This window comes from Mesorhizobium atlanticum, from assembly GCF_003289965.1.
GTDB classification, from domain to species: domain Bacteria; phylum Pseudomonadota; class Alphaproteobacteria; order Rhizobiales; family Rhizobiaceae; genus Mesorhizobium; species Mesorhizobium atlanticum.
The window spans coordinates 160,460-178,413 of the sequence record NZ_QMBQ01000008.1; the positions used below are offsets into that span (position 1 = coordinate 160,460).

The window sequence follows — 17,954 nt, forward strand, 5'->3', positions numbered from 1 at the left end:
CGCTCAACTTTTGCCGGCCGGGCCGGTCGAGGCTCTGACGATCAGCTCGACACCCATCGTCTCACGCCGCACCGCACCGTCATGATCGAGGATCATGCGCGCGGCGCGGCGGCCGATCTCGGTGATCGGCTGGGCAATCGTGGTCAGCGCGGGCGTGCACAGCGCGCCGTCCGGCACGCCGTCGAAACCGACGATAGAGACGTCCTGCGGGACCTTGAGGCCCCGCGCTTTCAGCCAGTCGATCGCGATCAGGGCCATGCGGTCCGACATCGCCAGGATGGCGGTCGGCGGTTCATCCCTGTCGAAGATCGCCTCGAGGCCGGCCCTGGTGCTTTTTTCCTCATTCTCGGTCTCGTAGACCGGGATTTTCGTCGTATCGACGCCGAAGCGGGCAAGCTCCTCGAAATAGCCGGCAAGGCGATCACGTGTTCCGGTGTAGAGCGCGCCGCGCACGATTTCCGGCGTGGCGAAGCCGGTGCGGTTGTCGGCGAAGGCCAGCGACAGCACCGCGAACCGGCGATGGCCGAGCTCGGCGAGATGGCGCGCCGCGAGCCTTGCGCCCGCGACGTTGTCGACGCCGATGGCCGAGACGGTCTCGTCCTGGAAGCCGAGTTCCAGCGCCACGAAGGGCAGCCTTCGCTCGCGGGTGAGGTCGACAAGGCGCGACCCGCCTTCGATGCAGAACAGGATGAAGCCGTCGACAAGCGCGCTCTGGATGTTCCAGGCAAGCTTCTCCTGGTTGGCGGCCGACACCAGCGCGATGCCCGCGCCGGTGGCGTCGCAGGCTTCGGAAATGCCGGCCATCATGACGCGCGCGAACGGATCGTCGAAGAAGTAGGAGAGGGGCTCGGTGGTGGCGACGCCGATGGCGTTGACCTTACCGGCGCGCAGCAGCCGGCCTTTCGGATCAGGGCCGGCATAGCCCATCTGCTCCGCCACCGCCTTGACCCGTTCGCGCACTTCGGCGCGCACGATCTCGGGACGGCTGAAAACATTGGAGGCGGTGCCATGCGAGACGCCGGCGGCCCTGGCGATGTCTGCCAGCCTGATCGGCCTTGCCTGGCCTTCGAGGAGTGAAGCCATGTCGTTCCTCCGAATCCGGTCACGGGAAGACCATGACCGCTGAATTGTTGCCGGTCATCTAACATTTTTGTTGGATCGATTCAAATTTTCGCTTGACGACACGCGATTGAGTCCTATCATTTGAATCGATCCAAGCTTCATTCTCACGGTGGAGCGGCTTTTCAATAGGAGGGTGCCATGCATCCGGTGAGCTACTTGTTCGAAGATATCTACCGCGACGATTGGGGCATTGCCTCCATCGCGATCCGCGAGAAGCGGCGTGGCAGTTTGAGTCCCTGGCGCCGCGAGCCGCGCTTCCTTGTGGAGCGTAAACGCGGCTGAGCCGCAGCCATTTTCTGCATCCACGGATTGGATCGATTCAAATCAAGGAGAAACGGCCATGCATCCGATCGGCCACCTGTTTCAGGACATCTATCGCAACTACTGGGGCATCACGCCCGGAGCCGAGCAGCCCGAACGGCGCCGCGCCGGCGAACCGCCCGCGCGCAAGCGTAAGCGGCGTGCGAACGGAAAGTAGTCGCCGGAATAATCTATGGCCGCGGGGGCCACAGCGCCGACACGGCGATCGCCACCCAGCCTGCGATCAGCAGGGTGCCGCCGATCGGCGCCGACATCGGAAACAGCCGCGAGCCCAGAAAGTCGCGGGCGAGCAGATCGCCGCAGAACAGCAGCAGGCCGGCAAGCAGCGCAAGGCTGGCGATCCTGAGGCAACGGTTGCCGCCGGCAAGGCCGATGGCAAGAAAAGCCGGCGCATGCATCAGCAGGAAATTGGCGGCAGTGCCGGTAAAGGCGCCGCCGCGATGCGCGGCGGCGGCCGACAGCGCCACGCCCGCCGCGCCGACGAGGCCTGCTGCCAGCACGAGGACGCGGCTCCCGCCGTCCGATGCTTGCCTGGTGAGGCTCATCTTGAATGCTCCATGGCGGTTGGGCGAAAGGGTCCGATCAGGATTCGCCGACCTCCATCAGCATATGCCGCGCGCGCCTCGATTGGACAATCCAGTTGTAGGCGGCACCCAGCGCCATCAGCATCGCTGTGCCCAGAAAGACCGACCGCATGCCGAAATGGCCGCCGGCGAAACCGCCCGACAGCGGCCCCGCGACCTGGCCGACATATTGTGCCGAGATCGCCAGCCCAAGCACGTTGCCGCCGACGCCATCCGGGATGTTATGGCGGATGACGCTGGTGATGCAGGGCAAGAGGCCGCCGAGCGCAAGACCCATCAGGAAGCGCAGCCCGATCAACTGCCAGCCATTGGTTACGAAGGCTTGCGGAATGAGCAGCAAGGCCGAGACGGCAAGGGCGCCGACCACGACGTTCCAGTGGCCGACGCGGTCGGCAAGCTTGCCCAGCCATGACGAAGACAGGATGGTGCCGAGCGCGGCCGCAGACATGACGACGCCGGCGACCATTGTCACCTTGCTCTGGTCCCCGACGAGCTGCTGCACGTAGACGGTGATGATCGGCTCGATGGACATGGTGGCGAAGGCGAGCAGCATGCCCGTGGCCAGCATGGCGACGATCGGCCGCTTGTCGGGGATCTGCGACCAGCCGCTTTTCGGTTTCGCCGCCGAGGCGGGCTTGGGCGCCGGCGGGTTCTCCTTGATCAGGAAAGTCGTCGCCAGGAACGCCAGGAAGATGACCGCACCCGAAAGCAGGAAAGTCGCGCGAATGCCGATCAGCGGCGGCAGCAGGCCGCCCAGCAGCGGTCCGACCAGCGAGCCGGCGGTGATGCCCGCCGCCAGCACGCCCAACGCCCAGCCCGAACGCTCCTTCGGCGTCTGCATCGCCACCAGGATCGTGGAACCCGACGAATAGCCGCCGGCAAAGCCGATCAGCAGCCGAAGCAGCACCAGTTGCCACACGCTCTGGACCATGCCGGTCAGCGACATGCAGATCGCCATGCCGAAAGACGCGCGCACCAGCATCAGCTTGCGGCCGTAGCGGTCGCCCAGTCGGCCCCACAAGGGCGCGACCAGCGCCGCCGCGAGGAAGGTGGCGCCATAGGCGATGCCCGACCACTGCACGATTGCCGCGTGGCCTTCGGCGCCGAGCTGCTCGACATAAAGCGGGAGGAACGGAAGAAGCAACGTCATGGCGATCAGCGTGCTGAACGAGCCGGCGAAGCAGACGGCAAGGTTGCGCCGCCAGTGGATGTTGTAGCCGCCCTTTTCGGAGGATTTCTCGCCCATGTCTTGCCTATCGGTGGTCTGGGTTGTCGTGGATACCATTTTGGTATACCAAACTGGTATCCGTCATGAGCCTCAAGCTTGCCGCTGTCAATGCGGCTTTGAAAAAGCGGGACGACAAATGTCGCAGATGCAAAATGTCGAAAGGCAGCTTCGCGAAATGATCCTCGGCCTGGAGATCGGCCCGGGCGAAAGGCTGACCGAGCGCTGGATCGAGAGCCGTTTCGGCGCCTCGCGAACGCCGGTGCGGGCAGCGCTGCTGCGCCTCGAAACCGAAGGGTTGATCGGTCGCGACGGCCGCGGCTGGGCGGTGGCGCCGATCAACCTCGCCGAACTCGGCCAGATCGCTGTCTACCGCGAGGCGGTCGAAGTCGCGGCGGTCCGCCTGACGGCGGCGCTTGAAGACCGCAGCGGTATCGATGTGATCGCGGCGATGCTTGATTCCTGCGATGCGGAGACGCCGCGCGAGGAGTGGCATCGCGTCGGGATGGATTTCCACATCGAGCTGGCAAGGCTTTCCGGCAATGAGTTCCTGTTGAGGGCCGTGCGCGATGCGATGACGAGGCTGTCGCGGGCACGCTGGCTGGAAGTGCGCGATGAAGCAGCGCTCGGCCGCGCCTGGGCCGAACATCACGCCATCCTTGACGCCGTGAAGGGCGGCGATGCCGAAAAAGCGGCGCGGCTGCTTTCCAATCACATCGCCGGCAGTCGCGATCGGCTGGTCACTTCGCTGCATGACGACCGGCGCGGCTTGCGCGCCAGAGGCTTCGCTGTCGTCGCGGCGTAAGTTGTCGTGTGGTCAATCGCATTAGCAGGCTTGCAACATGGCCGGGAGAATGCTGTAGGAGGTCAGGGGGATGAAGGCCGACCACCACTGACCACTTCGCTGAATTCTCGGACGCATGGCCACACTCTCTCGAACCGCCTCGAAGCTGTTCTACTATGCGCGCAATTTCGCGCGTGACCGCGCACCGCAATCGCTGTTTCGCGATCGCCTGGCCGGCCGGCTCGAGCAGGCCAGGCTTTCAGGCAAGGCGGTTCGCGAGCGGCTGAACTACTACAACAAGCTGGAACAGCCGTTCGCGCCCAGTCCGGACGCCGTGGCCGTCGGCAAGCTGCCGACCGCTTCCAGCATGTATTACTACGACCTCAAGGAGTTCGCCCGCTACTTCGATTCCGGCCTGCTGATCGATTTCGAATTCGGCGATGTCGTCGGCGTCCCGGAGATTCCGAGGATCGTCAAGGACCGGCCCATCGGCGACGACAACGCCAATGGCGTGCTGATGAAGCTGAACAAGTTCCGTCACTTCTACATGCCGCCCGACAACCTGCCTTTCGCCGCCAAGCGCCCGATGGTGGTCTGGCGCGGTCATCTCAACAATCCGATCCGCACCCGCTTCGTGGAAAAGGCCGCCAACCTGCCGATCTGCGATGCCGGCTCCCACAGGGCCGATGCGCCGGACGGATACCGCAAGCCGTTCCTGAACATCGAGCAGCAGCGGCGCTACCGCTACATAGTCTCGCTCGAAGGCAATGACGTGGCGACGAACCTGAAATGGATCATGAGCTCCAATTCGCTCTGCCTGATGCCGAAACCGACCTACGAAACCTGGTTTGCGGAAGCCAAGGTCGAGCCCAACGTCCATTACGTGCCGATCGAGCAGGACTTCTCCGACCTTGTCGACAAGGTGGCTTATTTCGAGAAACACCCGGCCGAAGCGGAACGGATAACCGCCGCGGCCAATGCCTATTGCCGCAAATTCGACAACGAGCAGGACGAGCAGGCGATCTCGCTGCTCGTCCTTTACAAGTATTTCGTGCTGAGCGGGCAGATAAAGCCCGACGCGGAAGTCTGGCGCTTTATCGCCGGCTAGGTCCCGCCGCGCTCTAGGCGTGGGAGCGGTCGAGCACCTTGTCGGCCGGCCCGAAACGGTCCCTGGCGGTGAACTGCTGGTGCCAGTAGGGATAAAGCACCGGCGGCCGGCTGACGGCGTCGAGGCGCTGCCGCTCGTCTTCGGTGAGCGAAAGGCTTGCCGCGGCCAGATTGTCCTTGAGCTGCGCCTCGTTGCGGGCGCCGATCACCAGTGAGCTTACGGCCGGACGGGCGAGCAGCCAGGCCAGCGCCACCTGCGCCCCTGAGATGCCGCGCGCCTTGCCGATCTCGTTGAGCACGTCGACGATGCGCCATAGACGGTCCTCGTCGCGGATCGGCGGCTCGGTCCAGCCGCCGATCTGGCGCGCGGTCGGGCTGTCGCGATGATATTTGCCGGAGAGCAGGCCGCCAGCCAGCGGACTCCAGACCAGCACGCCGAGTCCCTGGTCGACCGAGATCGGCAGCAATTCGTATTCGGCCTCACGGGCTTCCAGCGTGTAGTGGATCTGCTGGGTGACGAAACGGGCCTGATGTCGGCTGTCGCTGACGGCAAGAGCCTTCATCACCTGCCAGCCGGACCAATTGGAGCAGCCGATATAGCGGATCTTGCCCTGGTTGACCAAAGTGTCGAGTGCCGCGATCGTCTCCTCAACCGGGGTGAGCCCGTCCCACTGATGGACGAAATAAATGTCGATGACATCGGTCTTGAGCCGCTTCAGGCTCTTTTCGCACTCACGAATGAGATGGTGCCGCGACAGGCCCTCGTCATTCGGGCCTGTGCCGATCCGCATGCGCGCCTTGGACGCGATCAGCACATCGTTCTTGCGCTTGCCGCCGAGCGCCTCGCCGATGATCTCCTCTGACAGGCCGCTCGAATAGACATTGGCGGTGTCGATGAGGTTGATGCCGGCATCGATGCAGGTATCGATGATGCGCCTGGCTTCCGAAAGATCGGAGTTGCCGACGGCGGCGAACGGGCCTGTGCCCCCGAAGGTCATCGTGCCGAGGGTCAATGTCGAAACCTTCAGGCCGGAACGGCCAAGGGTGCGGTATTCCATGTCGGGTCCTCGCGATTTGTTTTGGGGAGGCGCCGTGGCGGGCGCGGGAAAGAGGCGAGGGGATTTGTAGGACAATTCCAGTCGCTTGTCGCCCCGCTATCGATACGGCCCGATCACATATCTTCTATCGATCCCGGGCTGGGGTCGCCTTGCAATAAAACCGTCATTGCGCCTCTGTATCTCAGTCGGCTTACGGAGTGGCGTGCCCGGCCGGTGCCGCGGCGCATTCCGAAGCGATGATGGCTGACAGGCGACGGAGCTGGGCGATGAATGAAGTGAAACCGAATTCCGGGGCGAAGGACTGGCTGGAAGCCGAGCTTGAGGACACGCTCGACGAGGACTACGAACTCGAGATTTCCGAACCGGCGCTGTCGCTTGAGATCGCCAAGATCTACAAGAAGTCGCATCCGCCTTCCATCGAACGGATGACCTACTTTCGCGAGCTGCTGAGGCTCCAGTCCGAGCTGATCAAGCTGCAGTCCTGGGTCGCCTACCACAAGAAGAAGCTGGTGGTGATCTTCGAGGGGCGCGACTCCGCCGGAAAGGGCGGCGTCATCAAGCGCATCACGCAGCGGCTCAACCCCCGCATCGCCCGCGTGGTGGCGTTGCCGGCGCCGACCGAACGTGAAAAGTCGCAATGGTATTTCCAGCGCTACGTGCCGCATCTCCCCGCGGGCGGCGAGATCGTGCTCTTCGACCGCTCGTGGTACAACCGCTCCGGCGTCGAGCGGGTGATGGGGTTTGCCAATGCGGATCAGGTCGAGGAGTTTTTCCGCGACGTGCCGGAATTCGAGCGCATGCTGGTCCGCTCCGGCATCACGCTGGTGAAATACTGGTTCTCGATCACCGACGAGGAACAGCAGATGCGCTTCCTGATGCGCATCCACGACCCGATGAAGCAGTGGAAGCTGTCGCCGATGGACCTGCAGTCGCGCGTGCGCTGGGAGCAGTACACCAAGGCCAAGGAAGAGACCTTCGCCCGCACCAACATCAAGGAGGCGCCCTGGTTCATCGTCGAGGGCAACGACAAGAAGCGTGCGCGGCTGAACTGCATCGACCACCTGCTGCAGCAGATGCCGTATGAAGAGGTGCCGCATGAGGAGATCACGCTGCCGGAGCGCGTCTTCAACCCCTCCTACGAACGCCAGGTGCTGCCGCGCGAGCTTTACGTGCCGGAGAAGTATTGAGACGCTTTCCCTTCTCCCCGTTCCACGGGGAGAAGGTGCCCGAAAGGCGGATGAGGGGCAGCGCCGGCGTCGGTGATCGAGCTTCAATTCGCAGCGTAAGCCCGAAGATCATGGATAGGCTATCGCCAATCTCGGGTCGGAAGCGCTGCCCCTCATTGCCCTGCCGGGCATTTCTCCCCGTATAGTGACGGGGAGAAAGAGCTGTAATCACACCCGCCCGATCATCACATGCGTCGCATCAGCGGTCGCCACCTGGCCGGTGCAGCGGTATCCCAGCTTCAGCATGTCGAGACCGGCGAACAGATGCTCGCCCGAGCCGAGCAGGAGCGGCGAGACAGCCAGATGCATCTCGTCGATCAAGCTCTCCTGAAGATACTGCCGGATGGTCGAGACGCCGCCGCCGACACGCACATCCCTGCCGCCCGCGGCCGCCTTCGCCTGTTCGAGCGCCGAGTGGATACCGTCGGTGACGAAATAGAACGTCGTCCCGCCTTCCATCTCGATCGGCGCGCGCTTGTGATGCGTCAAGATAAAGGTCGGCACGTGGTAGGGCGGGTTGGGGCCCCACCAGCCTTTCCAGTTATCATCCGGCCATGGGCCGCGGCTCGGCGCGAACATGTTGCGGCCGAGGATCCAGGCGCCGACATTCTCGAAGCTGCGCACGGCAAAGTCGTCATCGGTATCCGTTGTCCCGCCTTCCTTGCCGATCATCTGGTAAAACGAGCGGGTCTTGGTCATCCATTTGTGCAGGTTTTCGCCGCCCACGCCGAGCGGGTTGGCGAGGCTCTGATCGGGACCGGCGCCGTAACCGTCCAGCGACAAGGTGAAAGCGTTGACGCGCAGCTTGGACATCGTTGGCCTCTTGACCCAGTTGTGATTTGCAAGTGGTCAACTGATAGCTTGACCGATTGCGAATTGCAAGCGGATGGGCAGCGGCATCGCGCTCGACGGCATGATCCCCGGTTTACGGATTTGACTCGAGGAAGCGGGCGGCCACGGCGCCGGTTCGCTCGTCCGGCTATTCCATCGCCAGGATGAGGTTGCGCACCACGGGATAGATTTCGCGTTCCCAGCGCTTGCCGTTGAAGACGCCGTAATGGCCGACATTGGCCTGCAGGTGATGCCGCTTCAGATGTGGGCGCAGCGAGCGGCACAGATCATGCGCCGCCGAGGTCTGGCCCAGCGCGCATATGTCGTCGCGTCCGCCCTCGACGGTGAGCAGCGCCGTGTTGCGGATCGCGCCGGGATCGACCTTGCTGCCGCGGAAGGTGAACGCGCCTGTAGCAAGCTCCGCCTTCTGGAACACCCGGTCGATGGTCTCGAGATAGAATTCCTCGGTGAGGTCGAGCACCGCGAAATACTCGTCGTAGAAAGTCTTGATCTTGTCGGCTTCGGCGGTCTCGCCGGCCGCCAGATGCTCATGGAGCTTGCGATGCGCCGTGACATGGCGGTCGCTGTTCATAGCCATAAAGGCGGCAAGCTGCAGGAAGCCCGGATACACCCGCCGCCCGCCGCCCGGGTGGCGGAGGGGCACATGAGAGATGACGTAGCTCTGGAACCAGGCCAGCGACTTGCTGACGGCGAATTCGTTGACCTCGGTCGGGCTTTCGCGCGGGTCGATCGGCCCCGCCATCAGCGTCATCGAGCGCGGCGTCGCTGGATGCCTGTCCTCGGACATGATGGCGACGGCGGCGAGCGCCTGGACGCAAGGCTGGCAGACCGCCAGTATATGCGCCCCCGGGCCGATCGCCTCCAGAAAACGGATGAGGTAGTCGACATAGTCGTCCACGCCGAAGCTGCCGGCCGAAAGCGGCACGTCGCGGGCATTGGCCCAGTCGGTGACATAGACCTCGTGGTCGGCGAGCAGCGTCTCCACCGTGCCGCGCAGCAGCGTCGAGAAATGTCCCGACAGGGGCGCGACCACCATGACCTTCGGCTGGCGGGCGTCGATGTCCTTGGCAAAACGCAGCAGCTTGCCGAAGGGCAGGGCGAGCACCGTTTCTACGGCGACCGGCACCTCGCGGTTACCGATCCTGACAGTCCCGATGCCGAAATCCGGGCGCGTATGGGTCAGTCTGAAACGGGCGATCATCTCCAGCCCGGCCGCGATGCGCCTTTTGGCGGCGTCGCCGAGCGCCATCCCGCCCGTCCCCGAGCCCATCAGTTCAGCAAGCATGCGCGCCGGAGCTATGAGGTCGTCCTGGAGCTGGTAGGCCTGGTAAAGCATTGCGCCTCGTTCCGCTGACAGCCCATCGTGCAGTGCAAAAAAGCTAGTGCAATTTATTTTGCATTGCGAGAGGATTGTTGCCGGCGAAAGGCTTGGAGGTTCCACGACATGGCCAAGGCGGGGAAGGCGAAGGTGGTTGCGGCGAAGCCGGAAAGCGCGACGAAGGCGACATTGACGATCTCGTCGAAGAACTACTCGTCCTGGTCTCTGCGCGGCTGGCTGCTGTGCCGCATGGCCGGTTTGGAGTTCGAGGAGAAGCGCGTCGACATCGATGATCCGGAGCAGCGGCAGGAATTGCTGCTCCTGTCGCCATCGGTGTTGGTGCCGCGGCTGACGCATGACGGCGTCACCGTATGGGATACGCTGGCCATCGCCGAATACCTTGCTGAGACGATGCCGCGCGCCGGCCTGCTGCCGGCCGAGCGGGTGGCGCGTGCCCATTGCCGCGCGGTGTCGGGCGAAATGCATTCGGGCTTCCACAATCTGCGCTCGGCACTGCCGATGAACCTCAAGGCGAGGCACAAGAGCTTCAAGATCTTCTCCGGCGCGCGGCCCGATGTGGAGCGGATCAAGGCGATCTGGTCGGAATGCCTGGCGACCTATGGTGGACCGTGGCTGTTCGGGGCATGGCCCACCATGGCCGACGCCATGTATGCTCCGGTCAGCACCCGCTTCCGCACCTACGCGGTTGACCTCGAAGCGCCGCTCGCCGCCTTCTGCGAGACGGTTTTCGCCTGGCCGCTGATGCGGGAATGGACGCAAGGAGCGCTCGCCGAACCAGAAGAGATCGTCGAGCTCGACGTGGAGTTCTGACGGCTGGTCGGCGGCGCCGCTTGCCGGTTCGGCAGCCTGGAGCGTTTCACCGTTTCACGGAAATGGCGAACCGCTCTATCTCTCGGTTTTGATGTAATTCCGGACGGACGGCTGTGGCGAAGTCGCCGAGCCTAACCGCTCACACTTTTCCTGGAATTTGCGTTAGCCCTTCAGCATCTGCGCCACGGTCGGCGCGAAATAGGTCAGCACGCCGTCGCAGCCGGCGCGCTTCAGCGAAAGCAGCGATTCCAGCATCGCCTTCTCGCCGTCGATCCAGCCATTGGCGGCGGCTGCCTTGATCATCGAATATTCGCCCGACACCTGATAGGCGAAGGTCGGCATTTGCAGCTCGTCCTTCAGCCGGCGGATGATGTCGAGATAGGGCAGGCCGGGCTTCACCATCAGCATGTCGGCGCCCTCGGCAAGGTCCTGCTCGGCTTCGCGCACCGCCTCGTCGGAATTGGCGTGGTCGATGTAATAGGTCTTCTTGTCGCCCTTGAGCAGGCCGGCCGTGCCGACCGCTTCGCGGTAGGGGCCGTAGAAAGCCGAGGCGAACTTCGTCGCATAGGACATGATCGCCACGTCCTGGAAGCCGTTGGCATCGAGCGCGTCGCGGATGGCGCCGATGCGGCCGTCCATCATGTCGGACGGTGCGATGATGTCGGCGCCGGCTGCGGCCTGGATGACAGCCGCCGCGGCGACCTGTTCCACCGTCTCGTCATTGACGATGATGCCGTCGCGCAAAATGCCGTCATGGCCGTGGCTGGTGAAGGGGTCGAGCGCGGCATCGGTGATGATGCCGATCTCCGGCACCGCGTCCTTGATGGCGCGCGTCGCGCGGTTGATGACATTGTCTGGGTCGAGGATATGCGAGCCGGTCTGGTCGCGCAGCGCAAGCTCAACATTGGGGAACGTGGCGATCGCCGGAATGCCGAGCTTGGCGGCGCGCTCCGCTTCCTTGACCGCGAGGTCGATGGACAGGCGATAGACGTCCGGCATGGCGGCGATCGGCTCGCGTATGTTCTTGCCGTCGATGACGAAGATCGGCCAGATCAGGTCGTTCACCGAAAGCTGGTTCTCCTGCACCAGACGGCGCGACCAGTCGGCCTTGCGCATGCGCCTGAGCCGCCGGCTGCCGGTGATCTCGTCGACGCTGCGCGCGCCGGCAGGCTTTGCGGGGGTGAATTTGTTCATCGCCGAAACTCTCTTTTGCGCCCGGCTTTTACCACGCGTCTCAGCCGCTGACCAATGCGACACGATTGTGCCAGCCCAGTTTCCTCGCCCCCGCAACGCGGGGGAGAGGTGTCCGCGAAGCGGACGGAGAGGGGGCCTTCGTAGGGCAGAGAGTCTTCCAATATGAGAGCCTTTACCGATGCAACCGGCGTTCCCCTCTCCGTCTCGGCTTGGCCGAGCCACCTCTCCCCACTTCGTGGGGCGAGGAAATGCCGTCACGGCTGCCCGTGGCCCGACAGGATCTGCGCCGCGCCCCTCATCGCCACCCGAAACGCCTCGTCGAAGCTGACGCCGCGCACCTGCCAGCGATAGGTCTTGCCGCGATCGGCCAGCCGCCAGTCGGCGATCCAGCCGAGTTCCTTGTCGCTCCACACGATGCTGCCGGCGAGCGCCCGGGCCGCGCCCGCTTTCTTCGCCAATCTGTCGAGCTTTGCAATGTCCGCTCCGGAAAGCGCCTTCTCATCGAGCCCGCCAAGCTGCCCAGCCTTTGGAAAGGTGACGGGCATCAGCAGCGGACCGGCGGCATTGGCGAAGGATTCGCGCATCGCGTCGCCGCTCTGCTCGTCTTGCGTCAGCAGGAAATGCCGCGCGCCCTGCTCGGCGGTCATGAAGACGGCGATCGCCGGCCGCTCGCCGGGCCAGGGCCTGCTGCCGAGCTGCGCGAGCAGTCTGTCGACGACAGCCGGCTTGTAGAGGCAGGTCAGATCGTGCGGCCGGTCATGCGTGCCTTGCTCGTCATGGATCGGAATTCCCTCGAGCCGGTCGTGGTAGCGGAAGGACTGGACGAAATCGGGCGCCTTCTCGCGCAGCGCCAGCATCTCCGGCTTCTGCGTCAGCCGCTGGTCGCCCGAGACCTTGATCAGCACCTTGTCGAGGCAATCCTTGAAGCCGATCTGCCGGTTCACGTCTCCGGTGCCGGTGACGATCGTTTGCGCCTGGTAAAGCTCTGCGATTGTCGCGGCACGGACGGGCGCCCCCAGGCACAGGAGACCGGCCAATCCAACCACGAAGCGGAAAATCCCAGGCATGTCGATCTGCTCGAAACCGGTCGGGCGGGCACAGTGCTTTGCCGGTTACCTAACATCTGACGCGGCCGCCCGCCAGCGCAAGGAGCGCTGCCCCGGGACCGCCACCATTGACGCGTCTCCATGCCGCCTTTAGCACTTCTCTCCCCCGCGGGCGGAGAGAGGGATTCTCTGGTGATGGATTTTGGCGGAGGCGACGAGATCCGCTTCGAGCGGCTGGGCAGAGCGGGCGTGGTCACATTGACCCGGCCGAAGGCGCTCAACGCCGTGACGCACAACATGGTCAAGGCGCTCGGCAAGGCGCTCGACGCCTGGGAACAGGATCCGGGCGTCGGCGTCGTCGTGGTCAAGGCCGAGGGCAGGGCATTTTCCGCCGGCGGCGATATCCTGCACATCTATGAGGCCGGCCGCGCCGGCAAGCCGCCTGTCGATTTCTTCGCCGACGAGTATCGGTTGAACGCCCGCATCGCGCGCTTCAAGAAACCCTATGTCGCGCTGATCGACGGCATCGTCATGGGCGGCGGCGTCGGCATCTCTTTTCACGGCTCGCATCGCCTGCTGACCGAGAACGCGCAGTTCGCCATGCCCGAGGTCGGCATCGGCTTCTTCCCCGATGTCGGCGGCAGCCATTTGCTGCCGGACCTGGGCGGCTCGTTCGGCATGTATCTCGGGCTGACCGGAAACCGCATCCGCTATGGCGACGCGCTGTGGTCGGGTCTCGCCACCCATACCATCAAGGCCGAGGACCAGGCGGGCCTGCTCGACGAGCTGGCGACGAGCGGCGACGCCAATGCGGAGCTGCGCGATTTCTTCGTGCCCGCGAAACGCGAGACCGAGCGGCAGGACCTGGAGGCGATCGCGCGCCATTTCTCGCAGAGCTCGCTCGCCGGCATCATCGACAGTCTGGAGCGGGCAGGGGCCGACGATGCTTTTGCCGCAAAGACCCTGGCGACGCTGAAGACCCGCTCGCCGACCAGCCTCAACGTCGCCTGGCGCCAGATCAGCGCGGGATCGACGCTGTCGATGGACGAATGCATGAAGATGGAGTTCCGCATCCTCAACCGCATGCTTGCCGGCCACGATTTCTACGAAGGCATCCGCGCCGCCATCATCGACAAGGGGTCGACACCCGAGTGGCGCCCGGCGACCCTGAGCGAGGTCAGCGCCGCCGACATCGACGCCTATTTCGCGCCGCTCGGAGACAGGGAGCTCGCCCTGTGAGCGAAGTCACCTCCAGGCGCGTGGTGCTGCAGCCCTCGACCACCGAGGTCATCTTCGCCTGGTTCCAGCGCGTCATCGCCGGCTACTGCCTCTTGTTCGGCATTCTCTACTGGATCCGCCTGATCGGTATCTATCCGGGCGAATTGTGGCGCTTCGATCTGATGCCGGTGCACTGGCAGGTGGCGGCGGCCACGCTTGCCGTCTTTTTCCCCTTCGCCGCGGCGGGGCTTTGGATGCTGGCATCCTGGGGGCCGGTGATTTGGTTCATCTGCGCGGTGACGGAGACGGTGATGTATGCCGGCTTCCCGAACCTCTTCGGCCACCGGCTGCTGATCGTGATCTCGCATGCCTGCGTGGCCTTGCTCTACATCGTCTTTCGCGTCACCATCTGGCTGCAGAAGCGCCAGCTCCGCCAATAGGCCGACGCGGCATCGTGCCCTGCCTGTCCAGGGCCGATTTTGCGGCCTCGTTCCGCCCAAAATCCATTGGCTAAATCTTTAGGTTAATTGTTCTTGCTCGGGTGACCGATCGTTAAGCGTCTTCCGAAACCTCTTACCGGTAAGCTCTTGTTAGCCCTGGCGTTTAAGTCGAATTTTATGAGTATTCGATAGTGTCGCGATCAAGGTGAAAAACAAAAAATCACCAAGGCGACAAACGAGAGGCAAAGACAATGATCAATTCGCGTCCGGCGGCGAAGACCGCAAACGTATCCGACGATCGCCGCGAGGCTATCCGCTCGCTGTACATGGAATCGCTGCAGCTGGTGGAGCGTCTGCACCGCCGTCTGCTTGACGTGATCAAGGACGAGTTCGACCGCAACGGCCGTTCCGACATCAACGCCATCCAGGCGCTGCTGCTCTTCAACATCGGCAATTCCGAGCTGACCGCCGGCGAGCTGCGCTCGCGCGGCTACTATCTCGGCTCGAACGTCTCCTACAATCTGAAGAAGCTGGTCGACCTGGGCTTCATCAACCACCAGCGCTCTCGCATCGACCGCCGCTCGGTGCGAGTTTCGCTGACGCCGAAGGGCAACGAGGTGGCCGACGTCGTCGCCGGCCTCTACGAACGGCATGTCGGCTCGATCGAGGCGGTCGGCGGCATCAACACCGACGAGTTCAAGCAGATGAACCGCGCGCTGCAGCGCCTCGACCGCTTCTGGAACGACACGATCGCTTACCGGATGTAAGCGCTACGAATTGGGACAGGGAAGCCGCGCCGAAGAAGCGCGGCCGGAGGAAGAATATGGGGCCGGTGCGCCGAAGCGCCGGTCCCTTTCTTTTCTTTTTTGCGAAGGCGCCAGCCACGGGAATTTGACCGTAGCTCCGCGCGCGTTGAAGTTCTGTGCCTGACGGGGAGGGGCGCAGACTTCGTAAAGGCGCGCTGGCGTCGCTGCGATGCAAAAAAGCATCGCCCCCATTTCTTTCATCTCGCCGCCGCAAGCAAATCGCGGGCCAAGGCCACGTTGCCGCCATAATCGCGGGCAATGCGGAAGGTGGGTGATGCTGCGGGCCTATGCCCCGCGCTCCTTAGAACCGGCGTGGCGGCAGCGCGTTTCTGGCAGCCGTGGAGCGGGGTCATGGTTGGCGAATTGTTAAGTTTGCCGACCCTAGAGTGCGGACAAAGCCGCCCGGCAAGCGAATTGAGCGAGAGCGATTAAGCAAGAATGTCTGCCATGAGAACCAGCCGCCGTTTCTTCCTTACCGGAGCCTCCGTGCTCGCCGCCGCCATGGTCGCCGGCCAGGCAAGCGCACAGGATGTGGTCGGCGACATCCTGAAATCCTCGACGCGCGGCAACTGGGACGACCAGTTCGACGCCCGCACCAACGACACCAACAAGGTCGCCTCGACGCTGCCGATCTTCAGCCAGCAGACGGTGGCCTTCACCGAGCAGGCCGTTGCGCAGTACCAGAACATCGTCACCCAAGGTGGCTGGGAACAGGTTCCGGCGACCAAGAAACTGCAACTCGGCGACGACGATCCGGATGTCGTGCCGCTGCGCAAGCGCCTGATGGTCTCGGGCGACCTGCCGCAGAGCGCCGGCATCTCGACGGCTTTCGATTCCTACGTGGACGCCGCGGTCAAACGCTTCCAGCTCCGCCACGGCCTGCCGGCCGACGGCGCCATGGGCAAGTACACCTACGCCGCCATGAACGTGTCGGCGCAGATCCGCCTCGGCCAGCTGCAGACCAACCTCCAGCGCCTGAAGGAGAAGGCCGGAACGCTCGGCAGCCGTTACGTGCTGGTCGACATTCCGGGCGCGCAGATCGAAGCGGTCGAGAACGACCGCGTGGTGCTTCGCCACACGGCAATCGTCGGCAAGATCGATCGCCAGACGCCGATCGTGAACTCCAAGATCAATGAGATCATCGTCAACCCGTACTGGAACGCGCCGGTCTCGATCGTGCGCAAGGATATCATTCCGCTGATGCGGAAGGATCCGAACTACCTCAAGGACAGCCACATCCGCCTTTTCGCGCCGGACGGCAGCGAGGTCGATCCGATGACCATCGACTGGTCGACGGATGATGCCGCGAAATACCGCTTCCGTCAGGATCCGGGCAACAACAACGCCATGGCCTCGGTCAAGATCAACTTCCCGAGCCCGGACGGCGTCTACATGCACGACACTCCGCAGCAGAGCCTGTTCGGCAAGCTGATGCGCTTCGATTCCTCCGGCTGCGTGCGCGTCCAGAATGTGCGCGACCTCGTCACCTGGATCCTGCGCGACACGCCCGGCTGGGACCGCCAGCATTTCGAGGCGGCGATCAAGACCGGCGAGAATACGCCGATCCAGGTCGTCAATCCGGTGCCAGTCCACTTCCTCTATCTGTCGGCATGGTCGACCGCGCCGGGCGTCGTGCAGTTCCGCGACGACATCTATGGCCTCGACGGCGCCCAAGAGCTGCAGATCAGCTCTGCTCAGTAAACATCTGATCTTGAACGAAAAAGAGGCCGCTTTCGTAGCGGCCTTTTTGTTGGGAAATGCTGTGTAAAGCGTTTCACCGTTTCACGGAAACTGCGGAGCGCGTTATCTCCTTGTTTGACGCAATTCCTACGGAAAACCGCTGACACTTTTTCCTGGAATTGCTTTAGATAAGCCGCTGGTTCACCAGCCGCGCCACCGCTTGCGCGCGGTTCACGGCGCCGAGCTTGCGCCTGGCATTGTCGACATGGAAACGCACCGTGGCTTCGGCGATGCCGAGGATCACCGAGATCTCCCAGTCGGTCTTGCCTTCGGCAACCAGCGCCAGGCTGTCGCGTTCGCGCCGCGTTAGCCTGACAACGGTGGTTGGCGGCGGCGAGGTCAGGCTCATCAGCCTTTCCGTCAGAGCAAGGCCCGCCATATGGATGGCGAAACGCTCGTCTGGCGCGAACTCCCGCCTGAGAAAGCCGAGATGCAGCGAGGCGATCACGCCATCCGCCCCGTAGGAGGTGGCGCAGAGCGCATCGCCGATATTCGCCTCGCTCAGAGCCTCCCAATAGGCGCCGTATCGCGCATTGTCGTGCGGCGCGAAATCGCTGAAGCGGTAGCTCGTGCGGCTCTCGCGGATCGCCCCCAGCAGCGGATTGCATTCGAAGCAGACATAGTTGAAGGCCGGACTGCCCGGCCAGTCGCTTGGTGCCAGCCTGGTGATGAAGCCGCCGGCCGCCCAATGGCTGGCCGAAGTCAGGGTCGCCGCCGGCCGGCGGTAGAGCCTTGTCTGCAGATAGGAGGCGCCGAAATCTTGCATTGCCGCGAAGAAGGCCAAGCTGGCGTCTTCGGCCCTAGGCGCCGCATACGCCGCCTCCACATGCGTCATCAATCGTGACAGCATCGCTCGCCCCAGTTTCAACCCACCCGAAACGCAGGGTTGCACGGGCCGTTCCGTGCCGCAAGGGCAGAGGCGCTTCGCTTGTCAACCCGGCGCTTTCGAGGGGTTGATGGAGTTGACCCCTCGCGTATCAGGAAAGATGCGGCGCGCCAGTCAGCCGCGCGCTTCCGGCGGAAGGGTGCGGACCCGGCGTCCTCTTGTGCATTTGTCACGCCAATTCCAGGGCCTTGGCGTG

At 63.8% G+C, this 17,954-nt stretch carries 19 protein-coding genes; 10 read left to right on the forward strand and 9 right to left on the reverse strand.

Annotation, left to right across the window (positions count from 1 at the left end; translation table 11 throughout):
• Window positions 1–3: 3 nt before the first annotated feature.
• A complete protein-coding gene (locus DPM35_RS25110; protein ID WP_112129899.1) occupies window positions 4–1,083 on the reverse strand; it encodes a LacI family DNA-binding transcriptional regulator in 1,080 nt (359 codons plus the stop codon).
• A 177-nt stretch (window positions 1,084–1,260) separates the two neighbouring features.
• Here DPM35_RS25110 and DPM35_RS32545 point away from each other — a divergent pair, with 177 nt between their 5' ends.
• Both DPM35_RS32545 and DPM35_RS32550 read left to right on the forward strand, forming a co-directional pair.
• Complete coding sequence (locus tag DPM35_RS32545) at window positions 1,261–1,404, forward strand: hypothetical protein (protein WP_181592130.1); 144 nt, start codon at window positions 1,261–1,263, stop codon at window positions 1,402–1,404.
• Window positions 1,405–1,462: 58 nt separating this feature from the next.
• Window positions 1,463–1,600 carry a hypothetical protein gene (locus DPM35_RS32550; RefSeq protein ID WP_181592131.1) on the forward strand — a complete coding sequence of 46 codons (138 nt, stop codon included), beginning with the start codon at window positions 1,463–1,465 and terminating at the stop codon, window positions 1,598–1,600.
• Between the two features lie 13 nt (window positions 1,601–1,613).
• Here DPM35_RS32550 and DPM35_RS25115 read toward each other — a convergent pair whose 3' ends face one another.
• Both DPM35_RS25115 and DPM35_RS25120 read right to left on the reverse strand, forming a co-directional pair.
• Window positions 1,614–1,988, reverse strand: a complete 375-nt coding sequence (locus tag DPM35_RS25115) for a DUF423 domain-containing protein (RefSeq protein ID WP_112129900.1) — start codon at window positions 1,986–1,988, stop codon at window positions 1,614–1,616.
• 37 nt (window positions 1,989–2,025) lie between these two features.
• The gene (locus DPM35_RS25120; protein WP_112129901.1) at window positions 2,026–3,273 is read right to left on the reverse strand and encodes an MFS transporter; all 1,248 of its coding nucleotides are present in this window, start codon (window positions 3,271–3,273) and stop codon (window positions 2,026–2,028) included.
• Between the two features lie 118 nt (window positions 3,274–3,391).
• Between DPM35_RS25120 and DPM35_RS25125 the strand changes: the two genes are divergently transcribed.
• Together DPM35_RS25125 and DPM35_RS25130 are read left to right on the forward strand one after the other, a co-directional pair.
• Window positions 3,392–4,057 (forward strand): GntR family transcriptional regulator, encoded by a 666-nt coding sequence (locus DPM35_RS25125; RefSeq protein WP_112129902.1) that lies wholly within the window; start codon window positions 3,392–3,394, stop codon window positions 4,055–4,057.
• Window positions 4,058–4,172: 115 nt separating this feature from the next.
• Entirely contained in the window at window positions 4,173–5,144 is a 972-nt protein-coding gene (locus DPM35_RS25130) for a glycosyl transferase family 90 (protein ID WP_112129903.1), read from the forward strand.
• A 13-nt stretch (window positions 5,145–5,157) separates the two neighbouring features.
• On the opposite strand, the gene DPM35_RS25135 is transcribed toward DPM35_RS25130, so the two are convergent.
• Entirely contained in the window at window positions 5,158–6,201 is a 1,044-nt protein-coding gene (locus DPM35_RS25135) for an aldo/keto reductase (RefSeq protein WP_112129904.1), read from the reverse strand.
• A 266-nt stretch (window positions 6,202–6,467) separates the two neighbouring features.
• On the opposite strand from DPM35_RS25135, the gene ppk2 reads away from it, so the two are divergent.
• Window positions 6,468–7,388 carry a polyphosphate kinase 2 gene (gene ppk2 / locus DPM35_RS25140; RefSeq protein WP_112129905.1) on the forward strand — a complete coding sequence of 307 codons (921 nt, stop codon included), beginning with the start codon at window positions 6,468–6,470 and terminating at the stop codon, window positions 7,386–7,388.
• Window positions 7,389–7,595: 207 nt separating this feature from the next.
• Here ppk2 and DPM35_RS25145 read toward each other — a convergent pair whose 3' ends face one another.
• Complete coding sequence (locus tag DPM35_RS25145; protein ID WP_112129906.1) at window positions 7,596–8,240, reverse strand: dihydrofolate reductase family protein; 645 nt, start codon at window positions 8,238–8,240, stop codon at window positions 7,596–7,598.
• A gap of 166 nt (window positions 8,241–8,406) precedes the next feature.
• Window positions 8,407–9,615: a polyhydroxyalkanoate depolymerase gene (locus tag DPM35_RS25150; RefSeq protein ID WP_112129907.1), complete on the reverse strand. Its 1,209-nt coding sequence runs from the start codon at window positions 9,613–9,615 to the stop codon at window positions 8,407–8,409.
• Window positions 9,616–9,723: 108 nt separating this feature from the next.
• On the opposite strand from DPM35_RS25150, the gene DPM35_RS25155 reads away from it, so the two are divergent.
• Window positions 9,724–10,428, forward strand: a complete 705-nt coding sequence (locus DPM35_RS25155) for a glutathione S-transferase family protein (RefSeq protein ID WP_112129908.1) — start codon at window positions 9,724–9,726, stop codon at window positions 10,426–10,428.
• Between the two features lie 162 nt (window positions 10,429–10,590).
• On the opposite strand, the gene hemB is transcribed toward DPM35_RS25155, so the two are convergent.
• Window positions 10,591–11,622 (reverse strand): porphobilinogen synthase, encoded by a 1,032-nt coding sequence (hemB, locus tag DPM35_RS25160; protein ID WP_112129909.1) that lies wholly within the window; start codon window positions 11,620–11,622, stop codon window positions 10,591–10,593.
• A 254-nt stretch (window positions 11,623–11,876) separates the two neighbouring features.
• Window positions 11,877–12,689 carry a DUF2066 domain-containing protein gene (locus DPM35_RS25165; protein WP_112129910.1) on the reverse strand — a complete coding sequence of 271 codons (813 nt, stop codon included), beginning with the start codon at window positions 12,687–12,689 and terminating at the stop codon, window positions 11,877–11,879.
• A 174-nt stretch (window positions 12,690–12,863) separates the two neighbouring features.
• Here DPM35_RS25165 and DPM35_RS25170 point away from each other — a divergent pair, with 174 nt between their 5' ends.
• The 4 genes from DPM35_RS25170 to DPM35_RS25185 all read left to right on the forward strand — a co-directional run bounded on the left by DPM35_RS25170 (window position 12,864) and on the right by DPM35_RS25185 (window position 16,833).
• Window positions 12,864–13,907 carry an enoyl-CoA hydratase/isomerase family protein gene (locus tag DPM35_RS25170; protein ID WP_112129911.1) on the forward strand — a complete coding sequence of 348 codons (1,044 nt, stop codon included), beginning with the start codon at window positions 12,864–12,866 and terminating at the stop codon, window positions 13,905–13,907.
• A complete protein-coding gene (locus tag DPM35_RS25175; protein WP_112129912.1) occupies window positions 13,904–14,326 on the forward strand; it encodes a DUF6163 family protein in 423 nt (140 codons plus the stop codon). Before DPM35_RS25170 ends, DPM35_RS25175 begins: the two co-directional genes overlap by 4 nt.
• 251 nt (window positions 14,327–14,577) lie before the next feature.
• Window positions 14,578–15,093: a transcriptional regulator LdtR gene (ldtR, locus tag DPM35_RS25180; RefSeq protein ID WP_040983294.1), complete on the forward strand. Its 516-nt coding sequence runs from the start codon at window positions 14,578–14,580 to the stop codon at window positions 15,091–15,093.
• Window positions 15,094–15,579: 486 nt separating this feature from the next.
• Window positions 15,580–16,833 carry a L,D-transpeptidase family protein gene (locus DPM35_RS25185; RefSeq protein WP_112129913.1) on the forward strand — a complete coding sequence of 418 codons (1,254 nt, stop codon included), beginning with the start codon at window positions 15,580–15,582 and terminating at the stop codon, window positions 16,831–16,833.
• 163 nt (window positions 16,834–16,996) lie between these two features.
• On the opposite strand, the gene DPM35_RS33145 is transcribed toward DPM35_RS25185, so the two are convergent.
• Window positions 16,997–17,722 carry a helix-turn-helix transcriptional regulator gene (locus tag DPM35_RS33145; RefSeq protein ID WP_112129914.1) on the reverse strand — a complete coding sequence of 242 codons (726 nt, stop codon included), beginning with the start codon at window positions 17,720–17,722 and terminating at the stop codon, window positions 16,997–16,999.
• Window positions 17,723–17,954 lie beyond the last annotated feature (232 nt).

Bases quoted from the DNA above. Each gene is read 5' to 3' on its own strand.
- DPM35_RS25110 (WP_112129899.1), bottom strand. From the start codon at position 1,083: ATGGCTTCACTCCTCGAAGGCCAGGCAAGGCCGATCAGGCTGGCAGAC.
- DPM35_RS32545 (WP_181592130.1), top strand. From the start codon at position 1,261: ATGCATCCGGTGAGCTACTTGTTCGAAGATATCTACCGCGACGATTGG.
- DPM35_RS32550 (WP_181592131.1), top strand. From the start codon at position 1,463: ATGCATCCGATCGGCCACCTGTTTCAGGACATCTATCGCAACTACTGG.
- DPM35_RS25115 (WP_112129900.1), bottom strand. From the start codon at position 1,988: ATGAGCCTCACCAGGCAAGCATCGGACGGCGGGAGCCGCGTCCTCGTG.
- DPM35_RS25120 (WP_112129901.1), bottom strand. From the start codon at position 3,273: ATGGGCGAGAAATCCTCCGAAAAGGGCGGCTACAACATCCACTGGCGG.
- DPM35_RS25125 (WP_112129902.1), top strand. From the start codon at position 3,392: ATGTCGCAGATGCAAAATGTCGAAAGGCAGCTTCGCGAAATGATCCTC.
- DPM35_RS25130 (WP_112129903.1), top strand. From the start codon at position 4,173: ATGGCCACACTCTCTCGAACCGCCTCGAAGCTGTTCTACTATGCGCGC.
- DPM35_RS25135 (WP_112129904.1), bottom strand. From the start codon at position 6,201: ATGGAATACCGCACCCTTGGCCGTTCCGGCCTGAAGGTTTCGACATTG.
- ppk2 (WP_112129905.1), top strand. From the start codon at position 6,468: ATGAATGAAGTGAAACCGAATTCCGGGGCGAAGGACTGGCTGGAAGCC.
- DPM35_RS25145 (WP_112129906.1), bottom strand. From the start codon at position 8,240: ATGTCCAAGCTGCGCGTCAACGCTTTCACCTTGTCGCTGGACGGTTAC.
- DPM35_RS25150 (WP_112129907.1), bottom strand. From the start codon at position 9,615: ATGCTTTACCAGGCCTACCAGCTCCAGGACGACCTCATAGCTCCGGCG.
- DPM35_RS25155 (WP_112129908.1), top strand. From the start codon at position 9,724: ATGGCCAAGGCGGGGAAGGCGAAGGTGGTTGCGGCGAAGCCGGAAAGC.
- hemB (WP_112129909.1), bottom strand. From the start codon at position 11,622: ATGAACAAATTCACCCCCGCAAAGCCTGCCGGCGCGCGCAGCGTCGAC.
- DPM35_RS25165 (WP_112129910.1), bottom strand. From the start codon at position 12,689: ATGCCTGGGATTTTCCGCTTCGTGGTTGGATTGGCCGGTCTCCTGTGC.
- DPM35_RS25170 (WP_112129911.1), top strand. From the start codon at position 12,864: ATGGATTTTGGCGGAGGCGACGAGATCCGCTTCGAGCGGCTGGGCAGA.
- ldtR (WP_040983294.1), top strand. From the start codon at position 14,578: ATGATCAATTCGCGTCCGGCGGCGAAGACCGCAAACGTATCCGACGAT.
- DPM35_RS25185 (WP_112129913.1), top strand. From the start codon at position 15,580: ATGAGAACCAGCCGCCGTTTCTTCCTTACCGGAGCCTCCGTGCTCGCC.
- DPM35_RS33145 (WP_112129914.1), bottom strand. From the start codon at position 17,722: ATGCTGTCACGATTGATGACGCATGTGGAGGCGGCGTATGCGGCGCCT.